Genomic DNA, 26,225 nt, shown 5'->3' with positions numbered 1-26,225 from the left:
TCGATACGCCGGCTGAGGCGTCGGGCATCGACCTGACGGCCTCGCCGGCGACCGTCCCGCTGGGGGCGGCGGCTCGCAAAATCCTCAAGTCGTATCGAAATCCGAAAGCTCTCTCCCGTGCCCCATTCCAACCTTCAACAGATCTGGCCTGAACCCGTGGACCTGTCGCCTGAACAAATGGCGCTGGCCGCCCTCCGCCACGAAATCGACGATCTGGACGACCAGCTGCTCGCCCTGTTCCAGAGGCGCCTCTCCATCGCCGCCCGCGTCGGCCTCGCCAAGGACGCGCCTCACGGACCGCACGTGAAGCTGCGCCCCGACCGCGAACAGACCGTCCTCGACCGCGTGCTGTCCCAGACGCGGCCCGAGAACCGCGAGGCGGTCGAAAGCCTGTGGCGGCAGATCGTCGGCTGGGGCCTCGCTCGACAGGGCCGCATGAAGGTTCAGGTCTGGTCGCCGATCGAACCGACCCGCGCCTTCGACGGCGCCCGCCAGCGTTTCGGCGCCGCCGCCGACATGCGCTCGGTCCGTGATCCGCAGGCCGCGCTGAAATGGGCCGCCGAGGGCCACGGCGTCGCCGTCCTCGCCGTTAACGCCGGCAGCGACTGGTGGCTGGGACTGCGTCGGGAATGGTCGTCGCTCAGCGTTTTCGACGGCTTCGGCGGCGAGACGCCGACCGCGCTGGCCGTCGGCAAGATCGATCCCGCCGCCCTGCCGAACGGTCGCCGCGTCATCGTCGACGTCGGCGGCGACGCGGGCGACGGCGCCGGCATCCGCCGCCGGGGCCTCGACACCAGCCACGGCTGGACCCTGTCCCTGACCGACGCCGTCCTGCCGGTCGGCGGCGCGGAAGGCTGTGTGGGCGCGATCGGCTAACCTCGCGCCTTGAGAGCCTTGTCGAGGATCGCAAGGTCGATTCCGGCGACAGGATCATCGTCGCCCAGATACCAGGCCGCCGACAGGGCGGTCCACGCGACGATCCAGTCCAGCAGGCGCTCTCGCTTCAGACCCGAGAGCGCCTGCACGATCTCCAGCCGACGCTCGAAGACGCCCGGCCGCGTAGCCACGGGTCTTGTCGGGTCTGAAAGGTCGGGATTGGTGAAGATGTTGGCGTAGTCGAACGCGCGGTCGCCGATCAGTCGCTTCGGATCGATGGCCAGCCATCCTTGCGAGCCAAAATCCAGAACGTTGTCGTGGTGCAGGTCGCCGTGCAGGGGGCGAACCTCTTGCTGATCGTTCAACAGTCTCCGCGCGGTCGTGGCCGCAGCCGCCAGTGAACCGCCAAAGGTTCTCGCCGCCGGCCAGAGCTGCGCAAAATTCTCCTCCAGTGGTACAAGGCCCGCGGGCGGTGGAGCGCCACGTGGCCGGTGTAGCGCGGTCAGCGCGGCGCACAGTATGGCAGTCACCTCGTTATCCCGGTCCGCTCGCGCCATATCGGCCAGCGCACGCGAGCCGGTCGCCCGCTGCATCAGGATCGCATCGCCTTCATGTGCGAGCAGTCTGACGGCGCCATCGCCGTCCCACCATTCCAGCAGCCGCCAGGCTTCACGTTCGTCGGCCTCGGCCGAGACCTTGAGCATCAGGGCCTCGTCGCCTCGTCGAACCGGAAGCAGATGTCCCGCGTGACTGCGAATTTCGGGGCCCTCGCGGGTCAGGCTCCATCTGTCCAGCCACGGCGCGAAGACATCAGCCATTCACACCGCCATATTGTCGATCAGCCGCGTCTTGCCCAGCCAGGCCGCGGCCAACACCCTCGCAGGACCGTCGACCACGCCCTCGAACGCGGTCAGATCGTCAGCCCGCCGCACGACGACATAGTCCACGGACTGGAAGCCGGCCGTCAGCAGCGCGCTGTTGGCGGCCGCTTCAACCCCTGCAACCGGCCGGCCCCGCGCCGCGTCCGCCGCCGCCTCGGCCAGCACCCCGTTCAGCCGTCGGGCGATCGTCAGTTCGGCCTCTGACAGGTAGGCGTTGCGGCTGGACAGGGCGAGACCGTAGCCGTCGCGCGCCGTCGGCAGGCCGACGATCTCCACCGGGATGTCGAGGTCGCGAACCATCCGCCGCACGACCATCAACTGCTGCCAGTCCTTCTCGCCGAAGACGGCAAGATCAGGCTGTACCTGATTAAAAAGTTTGCAAACCACCAGCGCAACACCGCCGAACATCTGCGGCCGTGCGGCGCCTTCCAGCCCCTCCGACGGCCCGGCCACGGTGATCGTCGTGCTGGCGTCAGCAGGATACATCCCCTCGACCGACGGAGCGAAAAGCAGGTGGCAGCCGGCGCCCTCCAGCAGTTCGGCGTCCTTCGCCTCCTGTCGCGGATAGCGGCCCAGATCCTCGTGCGGCGCGAACTGGGTCGGATTGACGAACACGCTGGCCACGACCCGGTCCGCCCGCTGCCCGGCTTCGCGTACGAGGCCGAGGTGGCCGTCATGCAACGCCCCCATCGTCGGAACGAAGCCGACGGTGAACCCTTGTCGCCGCCAGTCGCTTACGGTCTCGCGCAGGTCCGCGACGGTGCGGACCACGGGCAGGGGAGAGGCGTCTGACATGGTCAACAGATTAACCTTGCTCGTGAACCCTGCGGCAAACGGCATGGGTTAGGGTTGCGCTTATGACGCCGCGTCTGCTGCTCCGTCCAGTGCTTGCCAGCCTCGCCGCCGCGAGCCTGTCGGCCTGTAACTTCGTTCAGGACGACCCGCACAAGTTCGAATCGATGGCCGAGAGCATCGCGGCCATTCCCGTGGACGGCGCGCGGGCCAGCCGCGAGGCCGGCCTGCGCCCGGCCGTCGAGGTCGAGGTCATGACCCCGCATGCCCTCTGGGATGCCCGCGACGGCGATCTCGCCGGTTCGGTCAGGGCCGCCGCGCCCCGTCTGGTCGAGGCCGCCGCGCCCGCTGTCGCCGAGGCGGTGATCCAGCGCGCTAAGGCGGAGATGAGCACCGAGCCGGTCCTGCGTCCTGCGATCCACGAGCCCTCTCTCCCGCTGCGGCAGGACGTCGGTCTGGTCCAGCTCGGCGCCTACGCCAGCGAGGGCTCAGCCCGCGCCGCTTGGAACCGCCTCAAGTCCGGCCCCGCGGCATGGGCGCTGGAAGGACTGTCGCCGGTATATGAGCCTGCCGAGGTCAACGGCCGCCGTCTGGTCCGCCTCAAGACCCGTGCGCCGGGCGCCGGAGCCGCCGCCCTGTGCGCCGCGGCCGGGATCGACGATCCCTGGTGCCATCAGGCCAGATAGACCGTCCACAACCTTCACCGCAGGTCGTCGTTGACGGCGCTTGCCGGGAACGCGACTCTGGCGCTCCCGGGCCGCGCGTTTCGAGTCGGCGGCCGTTCGAAGGTTTTGGAACACATGGCTGACCCCACGGTCATCGTCATCGGCAATGAGAAGGGCGGGGCGGGCAAGTCCACGCTGGCCATCCACATCGCCACCGCCCTGCTGCACGCGGGCAAGCGCGTCGCCATCATCGATCTGGACCTGCGCCAGCGCTCGATGGCCCGCTTCTTCGCCAACCGCATCGTCTGGTGCGAGGCCAACGGCCAGACCCTGCCGAATCCGGTCGAGCCCGACATGGGCGACGGAAAGGCGCTGGCCAAGGCCACCGAGGCCGAGCAACTGGCCCGCTTCGAGGCGGCCTTCGCCGAGGCGAAGGATACGGCCGACGTCATCCTGATCGACACCCCCGGCGGCGACACCCTGCTGTCGCGCACCGCCCACGGCCTCGCCGACCAGATCGTCACCCCGATGAACGACAGCTTCGTCGACTTCGACCTGCTGGGCACCGTCGATCCTGTGACGCTGGAGCTGCAGAAGCCGTCGATCTACTCGGAGAGCGTCTGGGAGGCCCGCAAGCAGCGCGCGATCACGCAAGGCCGCCATGCCCAGATCGACTGGATCGTCGTCACCAACCGCCTCGCGGTCGCCGCGGCCCGCAACCGCCAGCGTCTGGACGAACGGCTTGAGAAGCTGGCCAAACGGGTCGGCTTCCGCATGGGGCCAGGCCTGCGCGACCGTGTCATCTATCGCGAACTCTTCCCCTTCGGCCTGACGGTCGCCGACCTGTCCAACGACATTCGCCCCGTGGCCGTCTCGCTGGCCCACGTCGCGGCCCGTCAGGAGCTGCGCAGCCTGATGCAGTCGCTCGGTCTGGACGCCGCCGTCGACGCCCCGCTCGACGCGGCGGCGTAGGCGGTCTTGTCCCCGCTCTGGCTCGTCCTCGGAGCCATAGCCGTCTGGGCGCTGGTCCGCTTGGGTCGGCAGGGCGACGGCGCCCGCCGGGGCCAGTGGCGCATCACCGCCACCCTTTTCAGCGCCGTGTTGATGGCGGGCGGCGCGCTGGCGGCGTTTCGAGGCTCGTGGATCCTCGGCGGCGCACTGGTCTCCGCCGGACTGTATCTGACCGTCGCCTCTCGCCAGCGCACGGTCGCGCCCCGGGCGGAAGGCATGACCGACAGCGAGGCGCGCTCGGTCCTGGGCGTTCCCGCCAACGCCACGACGCGAGAGATCAACGCCGCCTGGAAACGCCTGATGGCCCGCGCCCACCCCGATCAGGGCGGCACGCAGGGCCTCGCCTCCCGCCTCAACGCCGCGCGGGATCATTTGCTGAAGCGATAGTCTCTACGCCGCCGTCATCCTCGGGCTTGACCCGAGGATCGGGTTGTCCGCGCCTGAGCGCCTGGCCATGAATCGCTCAGCCCGACACAGCGTCTGATCCTCGGGTCAAGCCCGAGGATGCCGCGGTCTGTTATTCCGCCGCCTTCTTTTTGGCAGGCGCTTTCTTCGCCGGAGCCTTCTTCGCCGCCGGCTTTTTGGCCGCCGCCTTCTTCGCGGGAGCCTTCCTGGCCTTCGCTGCCGGAGCCTTCGCCGCGCGCTCCGCCAGCAGCGGCAGCGCCGCCTCCAGCGTCATGTCCTCGGGCGCCGTGCCCTTCGGGATGGTCGCATTGACCTTGCCCCACTTCACATAGGGCCCGAAGCGACCGGCCATGACATGAACCGGAGCCTTGTCGTCGGGATGCTCGCCCAGCTCCTTCAACGGTGCGACCGCCGACCCGCGTCCCGGACGACCGGCGCGCTTCTCGGCCAGCAGAGCGACGGCGCGGTTCAGCCCGACTTCAAAAACTTCATCAATGTCAGAGACATTGGCGTAGGTCCCCGCGTGCTGCACGAAGGGGCCGTAGCGGCCGAGACCCGCCGTGATCATCTTCCCATCTTCCGGGTGAACCCCGACCTCGCGCGGCAAGGCCAACAGGCGCAGGGCCTGCTCCAGCGACAGCGACGCCGGCGACCAGCCCTTGGGCAGGGACGACCGCTTGGGCTTCTCCTCGCCGGGCGGAGTGGTCTCTACATAGGGCCCGAACCGCCCGATCTTCAGCTGCACCGGCTGGCCGGTCGCCGGATCGACGCCCAGCTCCCGATCGCCGCCGTCCGCACCGCCCTCGGCCGCGTCCGGCGAGGCCACCGGCCGCGTGTACTTGCACTCCGGATAGCGCGAGCAGCCGATGAAGGCGCCGAACCGGCTGGTCTTCAGGCTCAACTGACCCTGATGGCACAGCGGGCATTCGCGCGGATCCGAGCCGTCTTCCTTCTGCGGGAAGATGTGCGGCCCCAGTGACTCGTTCAGCGCGTCGAGGATCGCCGTGGTGCGCAGCTCGCCCGCCGCCTGCGTCGCGACATGGAAGTCGGACCAGAATTCGCGCAGCAGCACCTTCCAGTTCAGATTGCCGGCCGACACCTCGTCCAGTCGGGTCTCCAGCGCCGCGGTGAAGTCATACTCCACCCATTTGGCGAAGAACTGCTCGAGGAAGGCCGTGACCAGCCGTCCCTTGTCCTCGGGATAGAAGCGGTTCTTGTCCGTCCGCACATATTCGCGGTCGCGCAGGGTCGTCAGGATCGAGGCGTAGGTCGACGGGCGGCCGATCCCCAGCTCTTCCAGCTTCTTGACCAGCGTCGCTTCCGAATAGCGCGGGGGCGGCTCGGTGAAGTGCTGATCGGTGCGGATCGCATCCACCTTGGCCACGGCGCCTTCCTTCAGCGCGGGCAGCCGGGTGGTGTCGTCGTCCTCGTCGCCTTCGCCGCGGGGCTTCTCGTCGCGGCCCTCTTCATAGACGGCGATGAAGCCGTCGAAGGCCACGACCTGACCGGTCGCGCGCAGGGCGGTCTGGCCGGTCGGCTCCTCGATCTCGACCGTGGTGCGGTCCAGACGCGCGGACTCCATCTGGCTGGCGATCGTCCGCTTCCAGATGAGTTCGTATAGCCGCTGCAGGTCCCCTTCGAGACGCAGGGTCTCGGGCGCCCGGGCCATGTTCGTCGGTCGGATCGCTTCGTGCGCTTCCTGAGCGTTCTTGGCTTTCGTCTTGTAATATCTGGGTTCCGACGGAACGTAGGCTGGCCCGAACCGCTCGCCGATGACCTCGCGGGCCTGCGCGATCCCTTCCGGACTGACGAACAGGCCGTCGGTCCGCATATAGGTGATCAGACCGCCCTGATCGTCGACACCCTCGTACAGTTTCTGCGCCGCTTGCATCGTCCGCTGGGCGGTGAAGCCCAGCTTGCGCGAGGCTTCCTGCTGCAGGGTCGAGGTCATGAAGGGCGGGCTGGGCGCGCGCTTGACCGGCTTCTTCTCGACCGAACTGATGGTGAAGGTCGCCGCATTGATCGCCTCGCGCGCCGCCGTCGCCATGGCTTCCGAGGTGATGTCGAGACGCTGCACCCGCTTGCCGGCGTGCTTGACCAGTCGGGCGGTGAAGGGCGGGCTGTCGGCGGCCATGTCGGCCTCAACGGACCAGTATTCCTGCGCCTTGAACTTCTCGATCTCCATCTCGCGATCGACGACGATGCGCAGGGCGACCGACTGCACCCGGCCGGCCGAACGCGCGCCCGGCAGCTTGCGCCACAGCACGGGCGACAAGGTGAAGCCCACCAGATAGTCCAGCGCGCGGCGGGCGAGGTAAGCCTCGACCAGTTCCATATCGATGTCGCGCGGCGCGGCCATGGCCTCCAGCACGGCCGATTTGGTGATGGCGTTGAAGGTGACCCGCTGGACGGTCGCGTCCTTGACCGCCTTCTTCTTGGTCAACACCTCCAGCACGTGCCAGCTGATCGCCTCACCCTCGCGATCCGGGTCGGTGGCCAGGATGATGCGGTCGGATTTCTTTGCGATCTCGGCGATCTCGCTCAGCCGCTTGGACGCCTTGGCGTCGACCTCCCACGACATGGCGAAGTCGTCGTCGGGCAGAACCGAGCCGTCCTTCGACGGCAGGTCGCGGACGTGACCATAGGACGCCAGGACGGTGAAGTCCGGGCCCAGATATTTGTTGATGGTCTTGGCCTTTGCGGGGCTCTCGACGACGACGAGGTTCATGCGGGGAGGGGGCCTTGGAAGGGCGCGAGAAGGGCCGGGAACGTGGTTGGCGCAAGCGCCGCTGTCAATCGCTGGTGATTTTGCGCAGCGTAAAGGTAGTGTTGGCTGTCTATATCCCTTATAAGTTGTTGTCCGTTACGCGTGAGGAGCGAGCCATGGCCCGTCGGAGTTCTGCGACCGCATCTTCCGTCGAGCCAGTGCCCGCTACCCCCGATCTGTCGACCTATCCTGTGCGGGAGTACGTCGCGGCCATGTCTGCCGAACTGGCCGGCATGGCGCGCGAGGAGGGCGATCCCCTGCTGGCCCAGGCCCTCGATCTCGCCTCCCAGATGGCCCGCCGCCCGGCCTAGCTCGACGCCAGCCCGCCGGGCAGCAGCGTCGCGCGACCGGCCAGATCAAGTTCCAGCAGCGCCGCCGCCACCATGCCGATCGGCACGCCCAGCGCGCGGGCCAGTTCGTCGCGCGGCGTCGGGGTCGGCGACAGCAGGGCCGCGACCTGTTCGATCAGGGGCTCGTCGATATCGTCCGGCGCGCCTGCGAACGGATTGTCCATCTCCGGCTCTCGCAGGGTTCTGAGGGTCGTGAAGGCGCGCTCCACATCCTCCAGCCCCTCGCAGAGAATCGCGCCCTGTCGGAGCAGTTCGTTCGGTCCCCTTGAGCGCGGGTCCAGCGGCGAGCCCGGTACGGCGAAGACATCGCGGCCCTGTTCGGCGGCCAGCCGGGCGGTGATCAACGAGCCTGACCGCAGCTCTGCTTCCACCACGATCACGCCGCGCGACAGGCCCGAGATGATGCGGTTGCGGCGCGGGAAGTCCTTCGCCTGCGCGCGATGGCCCACGGGGCTTTCCGACACCACGCAGCCCTGCTCGACGATCTGGCGGTACAGGTCGGCGTTGTCCGGCGGATAGACGTCGTCGACCCCGCCGCCCAGCACGGCGACGGTTCCCGTTGGCAGGGCTCCGGCATGGGCCGCCCCGTCGATGCCGCGCGCAAGTCCTGACACGACGACATGGCCGGCCTCGCCCAGTTGCTGCGCCAGACCGCGGGCGATTCGCTGTCCGCCCGCCGACGCGATGCGCGCGCCGACCACGCCGATGCAGGGCCGTGCCATCAGGGCAGCGTCGCCGAGAGTCCACAACAGGGGCGGTGGCGGATCCACGGCGGCGAGGTTGGCGGGATAGTCCGCATCGCCCAGAAGGATCAGACGCGCGCCCAGACGGCCGCCGGCCTCCAGCTCCGCCTCGATCCGCTCGACCGGCGGAAGGGAATGGCCCTGACCGCCGCGCCGGATCAGATCGGGCAGGGCGTCGATGGCCCGCGTGGCCGAACCGAACCGATCCAGCAGCTGTTTAAACGTGACAGGGCCGATCTTGTCGGTACGCGCCAGCCTGAGACGGGCGAACCGCTCCGCATCCGGCAGCGGCCCGGCGGGGCTCAAGCCTTCTTCGCCCCGATGCGCGGCTCGGCGCCCTTCAGCAGGCGGGCGATATTCTCATGGTGCCTGACCCAGATCAGCGCCGCCGTGAAGATGGCCAGCACCAGAACCGGCTGCGCGACCGGCAGGCCCAGCGCCGGGACGGGCAGCAGGGCGTAGACGATCGCCGCCGCCGAGGCGACCAGCGCCCCCAGTGACGAGATACGGAACAACGCCGCCGTCAGGATCCACGTCGCACCGGCCATCAGTCCCAGCGGCCACGCCGCCGCGATCAGCAGGCCAAAGAAGGTCGCCACGCCCTTGCCGCCCTTGAACCCCAGCCAGACGGGGAACAGGTGGCCCAGAAAGGCCGCTCCGCCCGCGATGGCGCCCGCGACCTCGCTGTTGAACAGATGCCGCGCGATCAGCAGGGCGACCGCACCCTTGCCGGCGTCGAGGATCAGCGTCGCAAAGGCCAGATCCTTGCGGCCGGTCCGCAGCACATTGGTCGCGCCGATATTGCCGGAACCGATGCTGCGCACGTCTCCGGCCCCGCCCAGGCGGGTCAGGATCACGCCGAAAGGAATCGAGCCCAGCAGGTATCCGCCGACCGCGACCAGCGCGAGCGTGCCTAAAGCGGGCGCGACCAGATCCTGCACTCAAATTCCCCGAAACAGCCGATGCGTGTCTAGCATGGCGCCGGTCGTCTCAACCAGCCGTCCGTTACCCGATTTCATGGACTGTTCGCCCGCCGACGAAGGTCCGGATGACCTTGCCCTGCAACCGTCGTCCGTCGAACGGCGAGTTCTTGGATTTCGAGTGTAGCCGCTCGGCATCGACCACCACCGGGGCGCCCGGATCGAACAGGATCAGGTCCGCCGGGGCGCCTGCGGCCAGCCGACCTGCGTCGAGGCCGAGCAGGGTCGCCGGTCCCTCCGTCAGGGGCCGCAGGATATCCAGAAGCTCAAGCCCGTCCTGATGATGCAGGGTCAGCGCTGCCGGCAGCAGGGTCTCCAGCCCGATCGCGCCCGGCGTCGCCTCGGCGAACGGCCGGCGCTTGTCCTCGGCCGGGGCGGGGGCATGGGCGCTGGTGATGGCGTCGATCAGGCCGTCGCGCACCGCCTCTATCAGCGCCTGCCGGTCGCTCTCGGCGCGCAGCGGCGGGTCCAGCCGGTAGAAGGTCCGGTAGTCGCCGATGTCGATTTCGTTGAAGCACAGGTGATTGATCGACACCGAGGCGGCGACCTCCAGCCCCTTCGCGCGGGCCCGGGCCAAGGTCTCGAGAGCGCCCTCCGTCGAAATCTGGTCGACGAGGAAGCGCGCGCCCGTCTGTTCGACCAGGGCGAGGTCCCGCTCCAGCTGGATACGCTCGGCGATGGCCGGCGCGGCCGACAGGCCCAGCCGTGCCGCCAGTTCGCCCGACGTCGCCACGGCGCCTTCGCTCAGCCACGGATCGGCGGGGCGGCAGGCGATCAGGGCGTTGAACGCGGCCGCATAGCTCATGACCCGCTGCAGGGTGCGGCTGTTGGCGATGACCTTGTCGCCGTCGGTGAAATAGAGCGCGCCCGCCTCGTCCATCAGGCCGATCTCGGCCATCCGCTGGCCATCTCGCCCCTTGGTCGCCGCGCCGGCCGCCCGGACGTTGACCAGCCCCAGCGCCGCGCCGCGCCGCTGGATGAACTCGATCATCGCCGGGTCGTCGATGGCGGGATCGGTGTCCGGCTGGATGACTATCGTCGTCACCCCGCCCGCCGCCGCCGACAGACTGGCCGACTTCAGCGTTTCCTTGGGCTCCGCGCCCGGTTCGCCGGTCTTGACCCGGATGTCGATCAGGCCGGGAGCGAGGCATAGTCCTTGCGCGTCGATGACCTCGACCCCGTCCGGCGCGGACCAGCCGGTTCCCCGATTCAGCTCGACGATCAGGCCGTTCTCGATCAGGCAGGCGCCGGTGAAATCCGCGTTCGTCGCCGGGTCCAGAATGCGCGCGTTGATGATGGCGAGAGCGCTCATGCCGCCTCTCCCTCGCGTCGCATCGACAGGGACGCCAGCACCGCCATCCGCGCCGCCACGCCCATCTCGACCTGGTCCTGGATCAGCGACACGGTCAGGTCGTCGGCCACATCGGAATCGATTTCCACGCCGCGGTTCATCGGCCCCGGGTGCATCACCTTCGCCCCCGGTTTGGCCCACGACAGCTTCTCGCGGTCCAGTCCCCAGAAGCGGAAATACTCCCGCGTGGACGGCACCAGCGCGCCCTCCATCCGCTCGAGCTGCAGCCGGAGCATCATCACCACGTCGCATCCCGCCAGCCCTTCCTTCATGTCATGGAAGACCTCGCAGCCCCAGCGATCGGCATCGCCCGGCACCAGCGTCGGCGGCCCGATCAGCCGCACCCGCGCGCCCATCATCGACAGCAGCGCCACGTTCGACCGCGCCACCCGGCTGTGGCCGATGTCGCCGCAGATCGCGACGGTCAGGCTGGTCACATTGCCGAACGCCCGCCTGAGGCTGAGCAGGTCCAGCAGCGCCTGCGTCGGGTGCTCGTGCCGCCCGTCGCCCGCATTGACGACCGCACAGCCGACCTTCTGTGACAGCAGCGCCGCCGCCCCCGACGCCGAGTGGCGCACGACCAGAACGTCCGGCTTCATGGCGTTCAGCGTCGCCGCCGTGTCGATCAGGGTCTCGCCCTTGGCCACCGACGAGGTGCGCGGGCTCAGCGCCGTCACATCGGCGCCCAGCCGCCGGGCCGCGATCTCGAATGAGGCGCTGGTCCGCGTTGAGTTCTCGAAGAACAGGTTCATCACCGTTCGCCCGCGCATCAGGTCGAGCGACTTGGCGGACTGGCGATTGAAGTCGACGAAGGCGTCGGCCAGATCCAGCAACGGCGGGACCGTGGCGGCGTTCAGATCGCCTGCGGAAAGGAAATGATCGCGCGGGAACGGCGCCAGCCGCTCTTCGATGATTTCGGTGAGTCTGTCGGGCTGGCTCATCGAAGCCCGGCTATAGTCGCTGCTCACGCCAAATGAAACACCGCCAGCAGAATGGGAATACTGATCGCGCTTCCGACCGTGGTCAGCGCCACGATCCCGGCCATCAAGGGCGCGTCCCCGCCCATCTGCCGCGCCAGCATATAGCTGGCCGCCGCGCCGGGCGCGGCCCCGCAAAGCAGGGCGATTCCCTGCGCGACCTCGCCGCCGCCGTACAGGATGCACAGACCCCACATCAGCGGCGGGGTGATCACCAGCTTCACGAAGCTGACCAGCGAGATTGTCGCCTTGCGCCGCGCCACCTCGGCGAAGCTCAGCCCTGCGCCGGCCACGATCAGGCCCAGCGGCAGCGCCGCCCCGCCCAGCAGCTCCAGCGTCTCCCAGATGCCGGGCAGGCGAGGGACCTTCAGCAGGTTCAGGGCCAGACCGATAAGGCAGGCCAACAGGATCGGGTTGGAAAGAATGGCCTTCGTCAGCGACCACGGAGACATCGCCCGCTGATCCGCGCCCCAGCGCACCAGCACGATCACGCAAAGGATGTTGGTCACCGGGATCATCGCCGCGATCACCACCGCCGCCAGCGCCAGTCCGTCCGGGCCGTAGACCGACTGGATCACCGGCAGGAAGACGAAGCTGTTCCACCGGATCGCGCCCTGGAACACGGATGTATAGGCGGGGCCGTCCAGCTTCATCAGCGGCTTCAGCGCCAGGGTCAGCGTCGCGATAATAACCACGCTGGTCACCGACGCCGCCCCTGCCGCGCCCGCCCCGCCGCCGGAAATGTCCGCCTGCCAGATCGCCGGGATCAGAAAGCCCGGATAGAGGATGTGGATCGACAGCTTCTCGATAGGCCGCCACGTCGCATCCGGCAGGAAGTCGGACTTCCGCAGTCCGTAGCCGATGGCGATCAGCACGAAGACCGGCAGGACGCCGGCAAGCAGGGCGACCACCTACGGCCTCAGCCGATCAAGCGCGCCCTGCAGGATCCAGGCGGCGGCCGTCCGGTCGACCACGTTCGCGCGGCGTTTGCGGGTCAGGTCCAGTTCGTCGATCAGGAACCGTTCCACCGCCGTCGTCGACAGCCTCTCGTCCTGAAACGCACAGGGCACGGCGCGCAGCCGCTGCAGGTTTCGTGCGAAGGCCCGGCACGACTGCGCCCGCGGCCCCTCGGTCCCGTCCATGTTCAGCGGCAGGCCGATCACCAGCCCCGACGCCTTGCGCCCGTCCATCAGCTTCAGCACCGCCTCGGCGTCCTGCGTGAACTTCGTCTTGCGGATCAGCTGCAGCGGACTGGCGATCATGCGCGTTGCGTCGGATGCCGCGACCCCGATGGTCTTTTCGCCCAGATCCAGCCCCAGCCACGGCGTGCCGGGCGGGGTCTGGGCGGACAGCTCTTCGAGGGTCAGTATGGTCACAGCCCGGCGGTAGGGCTGACCGTTCGCCCTGTCAAAGCCAGACTGGGCATCGATCCATAAGGAGCACCGATGAAACCGACGCCCCTGATCCTCTCGCTCCTCGCTCTCGCCGCGTGCGATCAGCCTGCGGGCAAGCCGGCCAAGCCTGTCGCTCCGGCCGCCCGCCCCACCGCAGCGACCGCGCCCCTCAAGGCTCAGGCCCAGTCCACGGCGTTGGTGGCGACCGGCCCGGCCGAGACGATCGCCGCCCAGCAGGACGATACCGTCCAGACCGCCGCGTGGGTGGTCCGAGTTGATCCCCTGACCCGGCAGGGTCAGCGCACGGTCAAGCTGTTCGGCCTTGCGGGTGGCAACCCCGCCATGAACGGCCTCAACAGCCACATCGCCTTCTTTCGAAGCTCTGCCGACGGCTGGACCGTCTTCCGGATCGGGGATTTTCTCGACTATCGAGTCTTGTCCGAAAGCCCGGGTCGCGTCGATCTCGAAGTCACTGAGAGCGTGCTCCAAAGCGAGACCGGCGAAATCGGCAGCCGCACGCGTCGCATGATCGTCCGCTGGGCGTCGTTCGGCGATGAAGACGGCCCCGCCTCGATCACGGTCACGCCGGCCAGATGACCGCTTCCGATCCGCTTGCGCTAAACCGCGCCACCATCGCGGGCTATGACGCCTCCGCCGCCAGCTACGCGGCGGAAACCGATCACGCGCCGACGGCGGACCACCGCGAAGCCCTCAATGCCCTGATCGCTTCGGTTGGACCCGCCGGCCGGGTGCTGGAGGTGGGGTCCGGGCCCGGCTGGGACGCCGATCGGCTCGAGGCGGCGGGCCTGAATGTCCGCAGAACCGACCTGTCCGAAGGCTTCATCGCCGTCCAGCAGGAGCGCGGTCACACCGTGCATCGGCTCGACCTCATCGCCGACGATCCCGGAGGCCCATGGGACGGCCTCGTGGCCCTCTACGTCATCCAGCACATCGGGCGGGCACTGGTCGATGGCGTGATCGGCCGGATCGCACAGGCCCTCCGCCCCGGCGGAACCCTGCTGATGTCCTATCAGGAAGGAGAGGGCGAACACGTCTCTGTCGATGCGGAGGGCAGCTATCAGGTCGTGCGCTGGCGTGAGGCGGAGATGGCCGACTGTCTGGCGCGGAACGGTCTCGTCATCGAGAAGAGTTGGCTCTTTCATGGTCGCGAGGCCGACTGGATCACCGTCATCGCGCGCCGTTCTTGAGATTCAGGGCCCGGCCCGCTATTCCCGCCCCTTCCGATTTCGTTGCTGGAGGGCCGCATGGCCATCGACGCCGCGACCGTGCGCCGGGTGGCGCACCTCGCCCGTATCAAGACCCCCGAGGACCGGCTGGAGCCGCTCGCTCAGGAACTGAACGGCATCCTCGCCTGGGTCGAGCAGCTGGACGAGGTCGACATCCAGGGCGTCGAGCCCATGACCTCCAACGTGTCGCAGCCCCTGCGCCTGCGCGACGACGTCGTCGCCGACGGCGCCAAGGTCGAGGCCGTACTGTCCAATGCGCCGAAATCCGCCGACGGCTTCTATGTCGTGCCCAAGGTGGTCGAGTAGATCATGTCCGACCTGACCAAACTGACCCTCAAGGACGCGCTGGACGGCCTCAAGGCCCGCGACTTCTCGTCAGAGGAAATCACAAGGGCCTTCGTCGCCAACATCGACGCCGCCAACCCGACCCTGAACGCCTATGTCGTCCAGACCACGGACAAGGCGCTGGACATGGCCCGCGCGTCCGACGCCCGCATCGCGAAAGGCGAGGGCGGGGCGCTGGAAGGCGCGCCGCTGGGCATCAAGGACCTGTTCTGCACCGACGGTGTCCAGACGACCGCCGGCTCCAACATGCTGCGCGGCTTCGTACCGCCCTATGAGTCCACCGTCACCGCCAACCTGTGGCGCGACGGCGCGGTCATGCTCGGCAAGCTGAATATGGACGAGTTCGCGATGGGCTCGTCGAACGAGACCAGCGCCTATGGTCCGGTGAAGAACCCATGGAAGTCAAAGACTTCCAACGCTGACCTGACGCCCGGCGGCAGCTCTGGCGGCTCCGCCTCGGCCGTCGCCGGCGACCTCTGCCTCGCCGCAACGGCCTCCGACACCGGCGGTTCGATCCGTCAGCCGGCCGCCTTCACCGGCACCGTCGGCATCAAGCCCACCTACGGCCGCGCCAGCCGCTTCGGCATGGTCGCCTTCGCCAGCTCGCTGGATCAGGCCGGCCCGATCACGAAGACGGTCGAGGACGCCGCCATCCTGCTGCGCTCGATGTGCTCGTTCGACCCGAAGGACTCCACCAGCCTCGACATCGACACGCCCGACTGGACCCGATCCCTGAACAAGGGTGTGAAGGGCCTGCGCATCGGCGTGCCGAAGGAATACGTCGTCGACGGCATGCCCGCCGAGATTCAGGCGCTGTGGGACCAGGGCGTCCAGTGGCTCAAGGCCGGCGGCGCGGAGATCGTCGAGATCAGCCTGCCGCACACAAAATACGCCCTGCCGACCTACTATATCGTCGCTCCGGCCGAGGCGTCCTCGAACCTCGCGCGTTACGACGGCATGCGCTTCGGTCACCGGGCGTCGGACACGAAGTCCCTCACCGACCTCTATGAGACCTCGCGCGCCGAGGGCTTCGGCAAGGAGGTCCAGCGCCGCCTGACCATCGGGGCCTACGTCCTCTCGGCCGGTTTCTATGACGCCTATTATGTGAAGGCCCTGAAGGTCCGCCGCCGTATCGCACAGGACTTTGACGCCGTCTGGGACAAGGTCGACGCCATCCTGACGCCGTCGACGCCATCGGCCGCTTTCGCGCTGGGCGACAAGCAGATCGATCCGCTGCAGATGTACCTGAACGACATCTTCACCGTGACCGCCAACCTCGCCGGCCTTCCGGGCATCTCGGTGCCGGCAGGCGTGGACTCCGGCGGCCTGCCGCTGGGCCTTCAGGTCATCGGCAAGGCGCTGGACGAAGCGACCGTGTTTCAGGTCGCCAGCGCGCTGGAAGACGCTGCCGGATTTGTCGCTAAGCCGGAGAAGTGGTGGTGACCGAGGAAAAGCGCGATCTGGTTCCGGACGCGTCCTCAAGTTGGGTCGAAAAAGTTCTAGCTGAAGCAAATCTACCCCAGCTACTTCTTGGTCCAGCAGGCAAGGCGATCTCGCAATTAGTGGCAGGTGCCGCCGATATTCCAGTTGCTTACTTTGAGCGGTTTACTCACCGAATTCGTTCTAGAACAGCGGCTGAAGATCACGTCTCGCAAAGTCTCGCGACCAGTGTCGGGCAGCGGATCGGTGACGAAGCCGAGCTTGCAGAGCGAGCGATGTCCGCTTGGCTCCCAAGAGCTGCGAGACTCCAACAGAACCGTGAGGCTGTCGCTCAGAACGCCGTCGCGTCCATTCCGGAGTATGTTCGCCAAGAGCAAGACTCGTCGCCTCATGGAGAGCTTGATCCAGATTGGCTGAATGTGTTCACACGTTATGCCGAAGATGCATCGTCCGAACGGATGCGTGAGCTTTGGGGTCAAGTATTAGCCAAAGAGATTGTTAGATTTGGCTCATTCTCGCTGCGCACAATCAGGTTTATGTCTGAGCTTGATAAAAAGACGGCTGATGCGTTTGAAAGAATGGCGCTGAGAGTGTTCGATCATGATGCGGTCGATGTGCCGGAAACGCTCACCGACAGCGAATACGCGGATGTATTTCTAAGTGAACAAGCTGGTCTGATTTCGCACGGCGGCCTGATGAAGTCGTTCATTATTGATGACGATGGCACGGCGTATGTCACCATCCGACAAGGTGAGCTGATCTTGTTTGGCACGCCGAATGCGAAAATGCATATCTCCTGTGCTCACCTCACTGAGGTGGGGCGGGAGGTTATGCAAATTCTCCCGGGATCACCCGATCGAGACACTGGCGTCAGTGTGAGTAAAAGAATCTCTCGTCTGAATTTGAGCCGCGTCGAGTGGGACCCATGTGACGGAGGAAGCCGAGATGTACTGTGGACGAAACCAGCATGACTGAAGCCAGCTCTTACATCATCGAGGGCCGCACCGGCCCTTGGGAACTCGTCATGGGGCTGGAGATCCACGCCCAGGTGGCGTCGAAGGCCAAGCTGTTCTCCGGCGCCGCCGTCGGCTTCGGCGCCGGGCCTAACGAGCAGGTGTCTCTTGTCGACGCCGGCTTCCCCGGCATGCTGCCGACCCTGAATGGCCACTGTGTCGAGCAGGCGGTGAAGACCGGTCTGGGCCTGAAGGCGCAGATCAACCGCCGCAGCCAGTTTGACCGAAAGAACTATTTCTACCCTGACCTGCCCACCGGCTATCAGATCAGCCAGCTCTACTTCCCGATCGTGGGCGAAGGCGTCGTCGAGGTGGAGGCCGAGGACGGCAGCTTCTTCAACGTCGGCATCGAGCGCCTGCATCTGGAACAGGACGCGGGCAAGCTGATCCACGATCTGTCGCCGACCGAAAGCTATGTCGACCTGAACCGCGCGGGCACGGCCCTGATGGAGATCGTGTCGCGTCCGGACATACGTTCGCCCGATCAGGCCGTGGCTTACGTCAAGAAGATCAGGACCATCCTGATGTATCTGGGCACCTGCGACGGCGACATGGAGAAGGGCAACCTGCGCGCCGACGTGAACGTCTCGGTCTGCCGCGTCGGCCAGTACGAGAAGTTCAAGGCGACCGGCGACTTCAGTCATCTGGGAACGCGCTGCGAGATCAAGAACGTCAACTCGTTCCGCTTTATCAGCCAGGCGATCCAGTACGAGGCGCGCCGCCAGATCGAGATCCTCGAGGACGGCGGCAAGATCGATCAGGAAACGCGCCTGTACGACCCGACGGCGGGCGAAACCCGCTCGATGCGGTCCAAGGAAGAGGCGATGGACTATCGCTACTTCCCTGACCCCGACCTGCTTCCGCTTGAGCTGGAACAGGCGTGGATCGACGACATCAAGGCCAACCTGCCCGAACTGCCGGACGAGAAGCGCCGCCGCCTGATGGCCCACTACGTCCTGTCGCAGTACGACGCGGTCGTCCTGATTTCGGAACAGGCCAAGGCGGACTTCTTCGAAGCCGCCGCGAAAGGCCGCGACGCCAAGCTGGTCTCCAACTGGGTGACCAACGAGGTTTCGGCCCGCCTGACCGCCGAGGGCAAGGACTTCAGCGAGAACACCCTTCCGGCCGCCCATGTGGCGCAGCTGGTCGAACTGATCGAGACCGACGTCATCTCGTCGAAGATCGCCAAGGAGGTCTTCGACCACGTGTGGAACGGCGAGGGTTCGCCCGCCGAGGTCGTCGAGAAGCACGGCCTGAAACAGGTCACGGACACGGGCGCGATTGAGAAGGCCGTCGATGACATCATCGCCGCCAACCCTGACAAGGCCGCCGCGGTCGCCGAGAAGCCCCAGGCCATCGGCTGGTTCGTCGGTCAGGTCATGAAGGCGACCGGCGGCAAGGCCAACCCCGCCGCGGTGAACGACATCCTGAAGGCCAGGCTGGGTCTCTGAAGCCCGCGAGTTCTGACGGACGAAAAGGCCCGCCCGGAGCGATCCGGGCGGGCCTCTGGCCTTCTATGGGCCTCACCCTCGAGAGAGAGGTTTAATCCAGCAGCGACAGGATCACGCCGGTGGCGAGGGCCGCCAGCACGATGTCGCCGGTGTCGGTGCGATAGTAGCCGTAGCCGCGCGGCGGGGCGCCCCAGCCATAGCGGCGGTAGTCATCCACATACCAGCTGCGGCGGTAATCCCGCGGAATCACGGCCCCGCGATACCAGCGACGGGGCTGCTGGTAATATCCATAGGCGTTTCCGCGCGGATAGTGGCGATACTCGCGACGGTCACGCCACTGGTCACGCTGGCCGCGGCGATAGTCGTTGTAGCGTTCGCGGTTGGTGTAGCGACCGCCGTCATGGCGGTTGTGGTCCGAACGACGTTCCCACCGCTCATATCGACCGTCACGGTCACGGTCGCCGCCATGCCGGGACTGGGCGGCGGCGATCGACGGAACGGCCGTCAGGGCCGCCATCGCCAGAGCGCCGATCATCATCATCTTCTTCATCACACGTCTCCTACGTCTGGAGTCGCGGGCCGCAGGCGCGGAGTCGCGACAGGCCCGCCTTGAAGATGAAGCTGATCCCCGCGCCATGAACCCATGCTGAACAGCCCGTTAAGGGAAGGACGCACGGTCCGGCTCAGTCGAGGTCGTCGATATCGTCTTCCAGCGCCTCACGGGCGAGGGTCCTGGTCACCGGGCGGTGCAGGGCGTCGAGCCGCGCCACCACGGCCTCGGCGGCAGCGGCCGAGCGATCGATCCGGCGCAGCAGATAGGGGATGACATCCCGCGACGGCCGGATGCCGCGCTCGGCGAAGCGGGCCTCCAGCATCGCCGCCAGAACGGCGTCGTCGGGGGCTTCGACCGGCACGCTGATCACCGCGTCCAGCCGCGAGCGCAGGTCCGGCAGCTCGACCTGCCATGCGCTGGGCGCCGGCCGCGACACCATCAGCAGGGCCCCGCCCGGCGCCTGCGCCAGATTGATCAGGTGGAACAGGGTCTCGTCGTCGACATCCATCGCCCGGTCCAGCAGCACGGGGCGGCCTTCCAGATCCAGCGGATCGACCAGGGTCGCCTCGACGCCGTCCAGAGCTATCGCGCCGACCCGTTCGGCCCATGCCCGCGCCAGACGGCTCTTGCCGCTGCCCGCGGGCCCGCACAGGGCCATGACGCCGCCGATAAGGTTCGGCCAGTCGGCCAGCGCCTCCACAGCCGCCCGATTGCTGTCGGACACCACAAACCCCACGGCGTCCTGCGGCAGGTCGCTCTGCAGCGGAAGGCGCATCTGCGCGGGCGGGGCGGGGCGGTCGGTCATCGCCGTTCACCATAGCAGATACAGGGCCTTGACCACGCATCCGACCCGTTCGTCCGTGGACGGAACGGCGACGCCTGTGGACCGCATACGTCCGATCCTGACGCACCGATCGTGTAGAGCCTGAGGATGGTAGGGATCGGACGTGACGAGGTCATCCGGACGATCCGGACGCATCGGACGCTTCGGACGGTGTTTTCGGCAGTCCGGATCATCCGGCCAGAGCGGCTCCAGCCTTGACTTTCGGAGGCGATGATGCGCCCTACGCGCTCCCGAATTCCGCCGTCCGCGGCCAGTTTTCTCAAGACGAACCGACCATGCACGCCTACCGCTCCCACACCTGCGGCGCCCTCCGTTTGACCGATGCCGGCGCGAACGTCCGTCTGTCCGGCTGGGTCCACCGCAAGCGCGACCACGGCGGCCTGCTGTTCATCGACCTGCGCGATCATTACGGCCTGACCCAGCTGGTCCTGCACCCCGAGACGCCGGGCTTCGAAGCCGTCGAGCGCCTGCGCGCCGAGAGCGTGATCCGGGTGGACGGCGAGGTGATCGCCCGCGACGCCTCGGTCGTGAACGCCAACCTGCCGACCGGCGAGATCGAGATCCGCGTCAATGGCGTCGAGGTGCTGTCCGAGGCCGCCGAACTGCCGCTGCCGGTCTTCGGCGAGCCCGAGTATCCCGAGGAGCTGCGCCTCAAGCACCGGTACCTCGACCTGCGTCGCGAGACCCTGCACAAGAACATCGTCCTGCGTTCGCGCGTCATCTCCTCGATCCGCCAGCGCATGGTCGGTCAGGGCTTCCTCGAGTACCAGACGCCGATCCTGACGGCCTCCAGCCCCGAGGGCGCGCGCGACTTCCTCGTTCCGTCGCGCCTGCACCCGGGCAAGTTCTACGCCCTGCCGCAGGCCCCGCAGCAGTTCAAACAGCTGCTCATGGTCTCGGGCTTCGACCGCTATTTCCAGATCGCGCCCTGTTTCCGCGACGAAGACCTGCGCGCCGACCGGTCGCTGGAATTCTACCAGCTCGACGTCGAGATGAGCTTCGTCACCCAGGAAGACGTCTTCGCCGCCATCGAACCCGTCATGCACGGCGTGTTCGAGGAGTTCGCCGAAGGCAAACCGGTCTCGCCGATCGATGGAACCCACACCTTCACCAACGATTTCGGCCAGACGCTGGAGCACGCCGGCTTCGAACGCCTGACCTACGAACAGTCGATGAAGTGGTACGGCACCGACAAGCCGGACACCCGCAACCCCATCAAGATGCAGGACGTCTCGGACTACTTCCGCGACGGCGGTTTCGGCCTGTTCAACAAGATCCTCGGCGCGGACGAGAAGAACGCTGTCTGGGCCATCCCGGCCCCGACCGGCGGCAGCCGCGCCTTCTGCGACCGGATGAACTCCTGGGCCCAGGGCGAAGGCCAGCCGGGCCTCGGCTACATCTTCTGGTCCGACGACAACAACGCCTGGGGCGGCCCGATCGCCAAGAACCTGGGCGAGGCCACCGACGCCCTGATGACGTCTCTGGGTCTCGGCAAAGGCGACGCCGCCTTCTTCGCCGCCGGCCTGCCGTCGGTCTTCGCCAAGTTCGCCGGGGCGGCCCGCACCCGCGTCGCCACCGAGCTGAAGCTGATCGACGAGAACCAGTTCAAATTCTGCTGGATCGTCGACTTCCCGATGTTCGAATGGTCGGAGGAGGAGAAGAAGGTCGACTTCAGCCACAACCCCTTCTCGATGCCGCAGGGCGGGCTTGAGGCGCTGGAGACGCAGGACCCGCTGACCATCCGCGCCTACCAGTACGACATCGTCTGCAACGGCTATGAGCTGTGCTCGGGCGCGATCCGGAATCACAAGGCCGAGATCATGCTCAAGGCCTTCGAGATCGCCGGCTACGACGCCTCGGTGGTCGAGGAGCAGTTCGGCGGCATGTTGAACGCCTTCCGCTACGGCGCGCCGCCGCACGGCGGTCTCGCTCCCGGCATCGACCGTATCGTGATGTTGCTGGCCAATCAGGTCGCCATCCGCGAGGTCATCGCCTTCCCGCTGAACCAGCAGGGCGAGGACCTTCTGATGAACGCCCCGACCGAGGCGGCCGAGCGCCAGTTGAAGGACGTGCACATCCGCACCGCCATGCCGATCAAGGTCTGATCGGCAGGCTCCGGAAGGAAAAAGGCCCCGTCGCTGACGGGGCCTTTTGCTTATCGGTTGCTCGCGATGGCGAAGTTCCGGACCCGGGGCGGGACCGGAGGGGCAGGGGGCGCCGGCGGCGCGACCCTTACGCTCACCATTCCCCGACAGACCCGCGCCGTCAGCCCGCGAGGAAGGCGGGTGCTGGCGTCGCCACAGGCGCGTCCGACCTGATCCTGCGTCAGATTGCGCGCGCCGGACAGGTCCGCGCCGCGGATATCGGCCCGGTTCAGCGAGGCGTCCTCGAAATCGGCGCCCGCGAACCGGCCGCCTGTCAGGCGCGATCCGTTCAGGCTGGCGCTGGTGAAGTCCGCGCTGCGGAAGTCTCCGTTTGAAAGGTTCGAAGCATCGATCTCGGCATCCGAGAAATCAGTTCCCCGGGCCGACACATTGGCCAGCGTCACGCCATTGACCTCGGCGCCGGAGAAGTCCGCCTCATTCAGGTTGGCGCCGTTCATGTTCGCGCCGGTCAACTCGGCGCCCGACAGGTCAGCTCGCTCCATCCGCGCCTGAATAAACCGCGCGCCGGGCGCCGAAACGCCGGACATGCTGGCCCGGGTGAAGTTGGCGCCGGTGAAGTTGGCCCCGACCATCTCGGCGCCGTCCATATCGGCCCGCTGGAAGTCGCTGCCGGAGAAGTTCGAGCCCATCAGCTCCGCGCCGCGCAGTTCGGCGCCGACCAGTGTCGCGTTAGTGAAGGTCGCGCCGTGGAAGGCGGCGCCGTTCAGGTCGCGGCCCGACAGTTCGCAGCGATTGCAGGAGCCGCCCAGCGACACTGTGCGGGCCACATCCCGGTCCTGAAGCTGCAGCCGCAGCTCGACCGCCGAGGCCGGCGAAGCGGCCGCCCACAGGGCCGCGCCGGCCACGAAGGCGGCGGGGGCGAGGCGACGGAGAAGCGTTTTGCTGACGTGGGTCACGCTGCTGTCATGCCTCCAATCAGCGAACAACCCTACTTAAATCGCGGTAAGGTCGAAGGCAGGCGTCCGGCAGCTTAGCAGTGGCGGATGCGCAGGCCGCGCGGCAGCTGTGTCGCCTCGTCGCCGCAGGCCCGATCCAGCCGGCCCTGTGTCAGTCCGGTCGCCCTCGCCAGCGACGCGCCCGAAAAGTTGGCTCCGGTCAGCGTCGCACCCGAGAAGTTCGCGCCCTCCAGATACGCCCCGACGAAGCTGGCGTTGGTCAGGTTAGCGCCGGCGAAGCTGGAGCTGGAGAAGACGCCGCCATAGGCCTCGACGTCCCGAAGGTCGGCGTTGGAGAAGCGCGTGCGGTTCATCACGCTGAGGCTGAGGTCGGCCTGACGCAGGCGAGCGCCGGACAGGTTCAGACCCGAGCGCTCCAGCCTGGAGAAATCGCCCTGGAACAGGTTGCAACCGGAGCAGCTCGCACCGCCGCGCACGCGCGCGATCTGGCCGGCGTTCTGCGCCGAGGCGGGCAGGGCGCCCGAAAGCATCGCCACAGCGGCGACGACGGTCAGGATGGGCTTCATGGCGAGACGGCTCCGATATTCCGCGCCGGGACGTGCAAGACGCAGGCCAGAAGCGTAGCCGGGAAAAGTTACTAACCCTGCATAGACGGGGCGGCGCCGCAGGTGTCGCAGATCCAGCCCGATCCTCGGTGCTGAAGGGTGAAGTCGCCGCAGGCGGGACAGGCGACCGCCTCGGTTTCCGTCGGCGGTCCTGACAGCGCCTCGCGCTTCTGGCCGAAGGGCAGGACCACCAGATTGTCCGGCGCTGCGCCCCGGGCGAATCCCTTGGAAATAAAGCGGGCCGCCGGCACCAGATCATCTGCCTTGCCCTGACCGAGGCCATCGGCGTCCAGCGGCTCGGCGTCGGCGTTGGCCAGTTCGTGGCGGTCCAGATAGGACACACCCAGCTCGCGGAAGATGTAGTCGAGGATCGAGGTCGCCGACCCGATCGAATCGTTGCCGGTCACACGGCCCGCGGGCTCGAAGCGCGTGAAGACGAAGGCGTCCACGAACTCGTCCAGCGGCACGCCGTATTGCAGGCCGATCGAGATCGCGATCGCGAAGTTGTTCATCAGGCTGCGGAAGGCGGCGCCTTCCTTGTGCATGTCGATGAAGATCTCGCCCAGCTCGCCGTCGTCGTATTCGCCGGTGTGGATATAGACCTTGTGGCCGCCCACGGCCGCCTTCTGGATGTAGCCCTTGCGACGGTCGGGCAGCTTTCGGCGCGTGCGGTCGCGCTCGACGACGACCTTCTCCACGATCCGCTCGGTCGCCTTCGCCTCTGGCTCCCGTCGACGCTCGACGGCCGGTTCGGCGTCACTCAGGTCAAAGCCGAAGTCGGCAGGCGGGTCAGCCCGCTTCAGCCGCACAGCGGCTCGCCCTTCTGCGGCCGCAGCTTGAAGGGCGGCCACGGCCGCGTCTGCGTCAGCCCGCCAGTCGAGCAGGACCGGTGCGGTCAGGTCAGGCGCACCGCTGAAGGGCTCCAGCTGACGCCGCAGCCGGATCTCATACCCTGCCGGATCGGCAAGGATGTCCCGAAGACTGTCCGGCGAATCCGGCGAGTTGGAGAGGTCCGGCTGCCCGAAGGCGTAGATCTCGGCGGCCCGCACGTCTTCGTCCGCGAAACCGAGATGGGCGAGGAGGTCGCCGGGATCCTCGACGCCGAGCACATCCCGCACGAAGCCCGCATCCAGTACGGGTGATCGAAGCGCATCCGCCAGCGTCAGCGCGTCGCCCAGCGCCCGCTCGACCGCCTCCAGTTCGAGATCGGTGAACCCCTTGGCCCGCAAGGCGCCGTGATCGACCCCGGGGGCGCCGACGAGGGTGCGGCGGCCGAACAGCCAGCGCTCGGCCGACTCTATGTCACCGCCGGCATGACCGATGGCGCGGGCAAGGAAGGGGTGCAGACGGACATCCGTGAGGCCGTCGGCCGTCTGGTACGTGGACCGTGCGCCCAACGTGCCCTGACCCAGTCTGAGCAAGGCTTCCCGATCGCCCGCGAACAGGCAGGGGCGCGCATCCCCCGCGGCCTCGATCACGGCTTGGCCCAATGCCGCGGCAAAGGCCTCGGGCTCTCCGTCGAGAATCGCGAGATCGGCGACGCCTGCCAGTTCGATGACGAAGTCGCCCCCGGCTTTGGGCAGCCACAGGCGAATCAACTCGCCCAGCGCGTCGTCGAACCGCTCTCCGGCGATCAGAAGAAGGGCGGGCAGGGAGATGACGATCGCCGGAGCTTCGGCGAGCGCAGGCAGGCGCTCGGCCGTTTGAGCGTCGAACGCAACGACCAGATCACCGTCGAGGGCCAGTTCCCCGGCGGTGCGCCAGATAGCTGCTTCGGACGGAACGGCGGGGTCGATGTGTGCAGCGAGCGGCGCGATCCAGGGGAGCGGATCGCTTGTGACGTCGAACGCCTCGCCGGCGGCGGCTCGGGCGATATCGAGATCGGATGCGCCCGATCGCCGCGCCGCCAGCGCCACGCGGGCGAGGTGTGGATTTCTGGCCGGGTCGCAGCAGTCTTCAGACGGACCTTCGCAGCGACTCACTGCGTCCGTTACGGCCGCAAGCGACGCCGATGCCGCCTGTACCGCCTGCGCGCCCAGTCGCATGCTGCGATTTCTGGCCGCCACCTGCCGGGCCGCCGCTGCCCCGGCTTGGTCGGAAAGGTCGACGACCCGATCGGGCACGCGGTCAAGTTGGGCAGGAGACACCAGACCCAGCATGACGGTCGCCGCAGCCTCGCGCGCCGCCGATCCGGTCAGCCCATGCCGCTCCGCGACCTCGCGGCCGATCACGGCGAGTACGTCGTCGCCTGCGGCCTGCGCCTGATTCTCTTCCGCCCAGTCCAGCCAGGCCTCCACCTGAACGTCGGGCCAGCCTTCCGGCGCGCGGACCTGAACCACGCTGTGGGCGCGCTCGATCTCGCGGCGGGGGCGCGGCGTGGCGGCTGCGAGGGTGGCGAACGGGAAGCGCATGGCGGTGCAGGCGAGGCCTTTCGACACGAGCGTAGCCACGCCACAACGGCCAATGCAATAAAT

26 protein-coding genes are annotated in these 26,225 nt (G+C 67.5%); 12 read left to right on the top strand and 14 right to left on the bottom strand.

The genetic code is table 11. The annotated features are described in order from the left end of the window. Positions 1-117: 117 nt before the first annotated feature. On the top strand, positions 118-876 hold the full coding sequence (locus ACIQC9_RS05785; RefSeq protein WP_400613348.1) for a chorismate mutase: 759 nt from the start codon (positions 118-120) through the stop codon (positions 874-876). Here ACIQC9_RS05785 and ACIQC9_RS05780 read toward each other — a convergent pair. Together ACIQC9_RS05780 and panC are read right to left on the bottom strand one after the other, a co-directional pair. Next, the gene (locus ACIQC9_RS05780; protein ID WP_400613346.1) at positions 873-1,694 is read right to left on the bottom strand and encodes an aminoglycoside phosphotransferase family protein; all 822 of its coding nucleotides are present in this window, start codon (positions 1,692-1,694) and stop codon (positions 873-875) included. The two genes, ACIQC9_RS05785 and ACIQC9_RS05780, sit on opposite strands and share 4 nt — an antisense overlap. After that, positions 1,695-2,552, bottom strand: a complete 858-nt coding sequence (gene panC / locus ACIQC9_RS05775; RefSeq protein ID WP_400613344.1) for a pantoate--beta-alanine ligase — start codon at positions 2,550-2,552, stop codon at positions 1,695-1,697. 62 nt (positions 2,553-2,614) lie between these two features. On the opposite strand from panC, the gene ACIQC9_RS05770 reads away from it, so the two are divergent. The 3 genes from ACIQC9_RS05770 to ACIQC9_RS05760 all read left to right on the top strand — a co-directional run bounded on the left by ACIQC9_RS05770 (position 2,615) and on the right by ACIQC9_RS05760 (position 4,612). Continuing rightward, entirely contained in the window at positions 2,615-3,235 is a 621-nt protein-coding gene (locus tag ACIQC9_RS05770) for an SPOR domain-containing protein (protein WP_400613342.1), read from the top strand. A 114-nt stretch (positions 3,236-3,349) separates the two neighbouring features. Continuing rightward, on the top strand, positions 3,350-4,186 hold the full coding sequence (locus tag ACIQC9_RS05765; RefSeq protein ID WP_400613340.1) for a division plane positioning ATPase MipZ: 837 nt from the start codon (positions 3,350-3,352) through the stop codon (positions 4,184-4,186). A 6-nt stretch (positions 4,187-4,192) separates the two neighbouring features. Beyond that, positions 4,193-4,612, top strand: a complete 420-nt coding sequence (locus tag ACIQC9_RS05760) for a molecular chaperone DnaJ (protein WP_400613337.1) — start codon at positions 4,193-4,195, stop codon at positions 4,610-4,612. Positions 4,613-4,742: 130 nt separating this feature from the next. Here ACIQC9_RS05760 and topA read toward each other — a convergent pair whose 3' ends face one another. Then, complete coding sequence (gene topA / locus ACIQC9_RS05755) at positions 4,743-7,358, bottom strand: type I DNA topoisomerase (RefSeq protein ID WP_400613335.1); 2,616 nt, start codon at positions 7,356-7,358, stop codon at positions 4,743-4,745. A gap of 155 nt (positions 7,359-7,513) precedes the next feature. Here topA and ACIQC9_RS05750 point away from each other — a divergent pair, with 155 nt between their 5' ends. Continuing rightward, complete coding sequence (locus ACIQC9_RS05750; RefSeq protein WP_400613333.1) at positions 7,514-7,708, top strand: hypothetical protein; 195 nt, start codon at positions 7,514-7,516, stop codon at positions 7,706-7,708. On the opposite strand, the gene dprA is transcribed toward ACIQC9_RS05750, so the two are convergent. The 6 genes from dprA to ruvX form a co-directional block, all read right to left on the bottom strand. After that, entirely contained in the window at positions 7,705-8,796 is a 1,092-nt protein-coding gene (gene dprA / locus ACIQC9_RS05745) for a DNA-processing protein DprA (RefSeq protein ID WP_400613331.1), read from the bottom strand. The two genes, ACIQC9_RS05750 and dprA, sit on opposite strands and share 4 nt — an antisense overlap. After that, positions 8,793-9,431, bottom strand: a complete 639-nt coding sequence (gene plsY, locus ACIQC9_RS05740; RefSeq protein WP_400613328.1) for a glycerol-3-phosphate 1-O-acyltransferase PlsY — start codon at positions 9,429-9,431, stop codon at positions 8,793-8,795. Before plsY ends, dprA begins: the two co-directional genes overlap by 4 nt. A gap of 64 nt (positions 9,432-9,495) precedes the next feature. Beyond that, entirely contained in the window at positions 9,496-10,782 is a 1,287-nt protein-coding gene (gene pyrC, locus ACIQC9_RS05735) for a dihydroorotase (RefSeq protein ID WP_400613326.1), read from the bottom strand. Continuing rightward, positions 10,779-11,762 (bottom strand): aspartate carbamoyltransferase catalytic subunit, encoded by a 984-nt coding sequence (locus ACIQC9_RS05730; RefSeq protein ID WP_400613323.1) that lies wholly within the window; start codon positions 11,760-11,762, stop codon positions 10,779-10,781. Before ACIQC9_RS05730 ends, pyrC begins: the two co-directional genes overlap by 4 nt. 23 nt (positions 11,763-11,785) lie before the next feature. Further along, a complete protein-coding gene (locus ACIQC9_RS05725) occupies positions 11,786-12,709 on the bottom strand; it encodes an AEC family transporter (RefSeq protein WP_400613322.1) in 924 nt (307 codons plus the stop codon). After that, positions 12,710-13,174 carry a Holliday junction resolvase RuvX gene (ruvX, locus tag ACIQC9_RS05720; RefSeq protein ID WP_400613320.1) on the bottom strand — a complete coding sequence of 155 codons (465 nt, stop codon included), beginning with the start codon at positions 13,172-13,174 and terminating at the stop codon, positions 12,710-12,712. 69 nt (positions 13,175-13,243) lie between these two features. On the opposite strand from ruvX, the gene ACIQC9_RS05715 reads away from it, so the two are divergent. Genes ACIQC9_RS05715 through gatB form a run of 6 tightly spaced genes read left to right on the top strand, consistent with a single transcriptional unit; the run spans position 13,244 to position 18,688 of the window. Continuing rightward, a complete protein-coding gene (locus tag ACIQC9_RS05715; protein WP_400613318.1) occupies positions 13,244-13,789 on the top strand; it encodes a hypothetical protein in 546 nt (181 codons plus the stop codon). Continuing rightward, positions 13,786-14,400, top strand: a complete 615-nt coding sequence (locus ACIQC9_RS05710; protein WP_400613316.1) for a class I SAM-dependent methyltransferase — start codon at positions 13,786-13,788, stop codon at positions 14,398-14,400. Before ACIQC9_RS05715 ends, ACIQC9_RS05710 begins: the two co-directional genes overlap by 4 nt. A gap of 57 nt (positions 14,401-14,457) precedes the next feature. After that, on the top strand, positions 14,458-14,745 hold the full coding sequence (gene gatC, locus ACIQC9_RS05705) for an Asp-tRNA(Asn)/Glu-tRNA(Gln) amidotransferase subunit GatC (protein WP_400613314.1): 288 nt from the start codon (positions 14,458-14,460) through the stop codon (positions 14,743-14,745). 3 nt (positions 14,746-14,748) lie between these two features. Continuing rightward, on the top strand, positions 14,749-16,227 hold the full coding sequence (gatA, locus tag ACIQC9_RS05700) for an Asp-tRNA(Asn)/Glu-tRNA(Gln) amidotransferase subunit GatA (RefSeq protein WP_400613312.1): 1,479 nt from the start codon (positions 14,749-14,751) through the stop codon (positions 16,225-16,227). Beyond that, positions 16,224-17,195 (top strand): DUF2806 domain-containing protein, encoded by a 972-nt coding sequence (locus tag ACIQC9_RS05695; RefSeq protein ID WP_400613309.1) that lies wholly within the window; start codon positions 16,224-16,226, stop codon positions 17,193-17,195. Before gatA ends, ACIQC9_RS05695 begins: the two co-directional genes overlap by 4 nt. Beyond that, on the top strand, positions 17,192-18,688 hold the full coding sequence (gene gatB / locus ACIQC9_RS05690; RefSeq protein WP_400613307.1) for an Asp-tRNA(Asn)/Glu-tRNA(Gln) amidotransferase subunit GatB: 1,497 nt from the start codon (positions 17,192-17,194) through the stop codon (positions 18,686-18,688). The genes ACIQC9_RS05695 and gatB overlap by 4 nt, the downstream gene beginning before the upstream one ends. A gap of 91 nt (positions 18,689-18,779) precedes the next feature. Here the strand turns inward: gatB and ACIQC9_RS05685 are convergent, their stop codons facing one another. Together ACIQC9_RS05685 and ACIQC9_RS05680 are read right to left on the bottom strand one after the other, a co-directional pair. Beyond that, entirely contained in the window at positions 18,780-19,238 is a 459-nt protein-coding gene (locus ACIQC9_RS05685; RefSeq protein ID WP_400613305.1) for an RcnB family protein, read from the bottom strand. A gap of 133 nt (positions 19,239-19,371) precedes the next feature. Further along, positions 19,372-20,046, bottom strand: coding sequence for a chromosomal replication initiator DnaA (locus ACIQC9_RS05680; RefSeq protein WP_400613303.1), 675 nt, complete (start codon positions 20,044-20,046; stop codon positions 19,372-19,374). A 314-nt stretch (positions 20,047-20,360) separates the two neighbouring features. Here ACIQC9_RS05680 and aspS point away from each other — a divergent pair, with 314 nt between their 5' ends. Further along, positions 20,361-22,190, top strand: coding sequence for an aspartate--tRNA ligase (aspS, locus tag ACIQC9_RS05675; protein ID WP_400613301.1), 1,830 nt, complete (start codon positions 20,361-20,363; stop codon positions 22,188-22,190). 50 nt (positions 22,191-22,240) lie between these two features. Here aspS and ACIQC9_RS05670 read toward each other — a convergent pair whose 3' ends face one another. From ACIQC9_RS05670 to ACIQC9_RS05660, 3 genes are all read right to left on the bottom strand, one after another. Then, positions 22,241-23,146, bottom strand: coding sequence for a pentapeptide repeat-containing protein (locus ACIQC9_RS05670; RefSeq protein ID WP_400613298.1), 906 nt, complete (start codon positions 23,144-23,146; stop codon positions 22,241-22,243). Positions 23,147-23,220: 74 nt separating this feature from the next. Further along, positions 23,221-23,712 carry a pentapeptide repeat-containing protein gene (locus ACIQC9_RS05665; RefSeq protein ID WP_400613296.1) on the bottom strand — a complete coding sequence of 164 codons (492 nt, stop codon included), beginning with the start codon at positions 23,710-23,712 and terminating at the stop codon, positions 23,221-23,223. Between the two features lie 71 nt (positions 23,713-23,783). After that, positions 23,784-26,189 carry a TSCPD domain-containing protein gene (locus tag ACIQC9_RS05660; protein WP_400613294.1) on the bottom strand — a complete coding sequence of 802 codons (2,406 nt, stop codon included), beginning with the start codon at positions 26,187-26,189 and terminating at the stop codon, positions 23,784-23,786. Between the last annotated feature and the right edge of the window lie 36 nt (positions 26,190-26,225).

The organism is Brevundimonas sp. NPDC092305 (genome assembly GCF_044755415.1).
Taxonomy (GTDB): domain Bacteria; phylum Pseudomonadota; class Alphaproteobacteria; order Caulobacterales; family Caulobacteraceae; genus Brevundimonas.
Note: the sequence above shows the minus strand (reverse complement) of the source record. Positions and strands in the feature narration are given on the sequence as shown.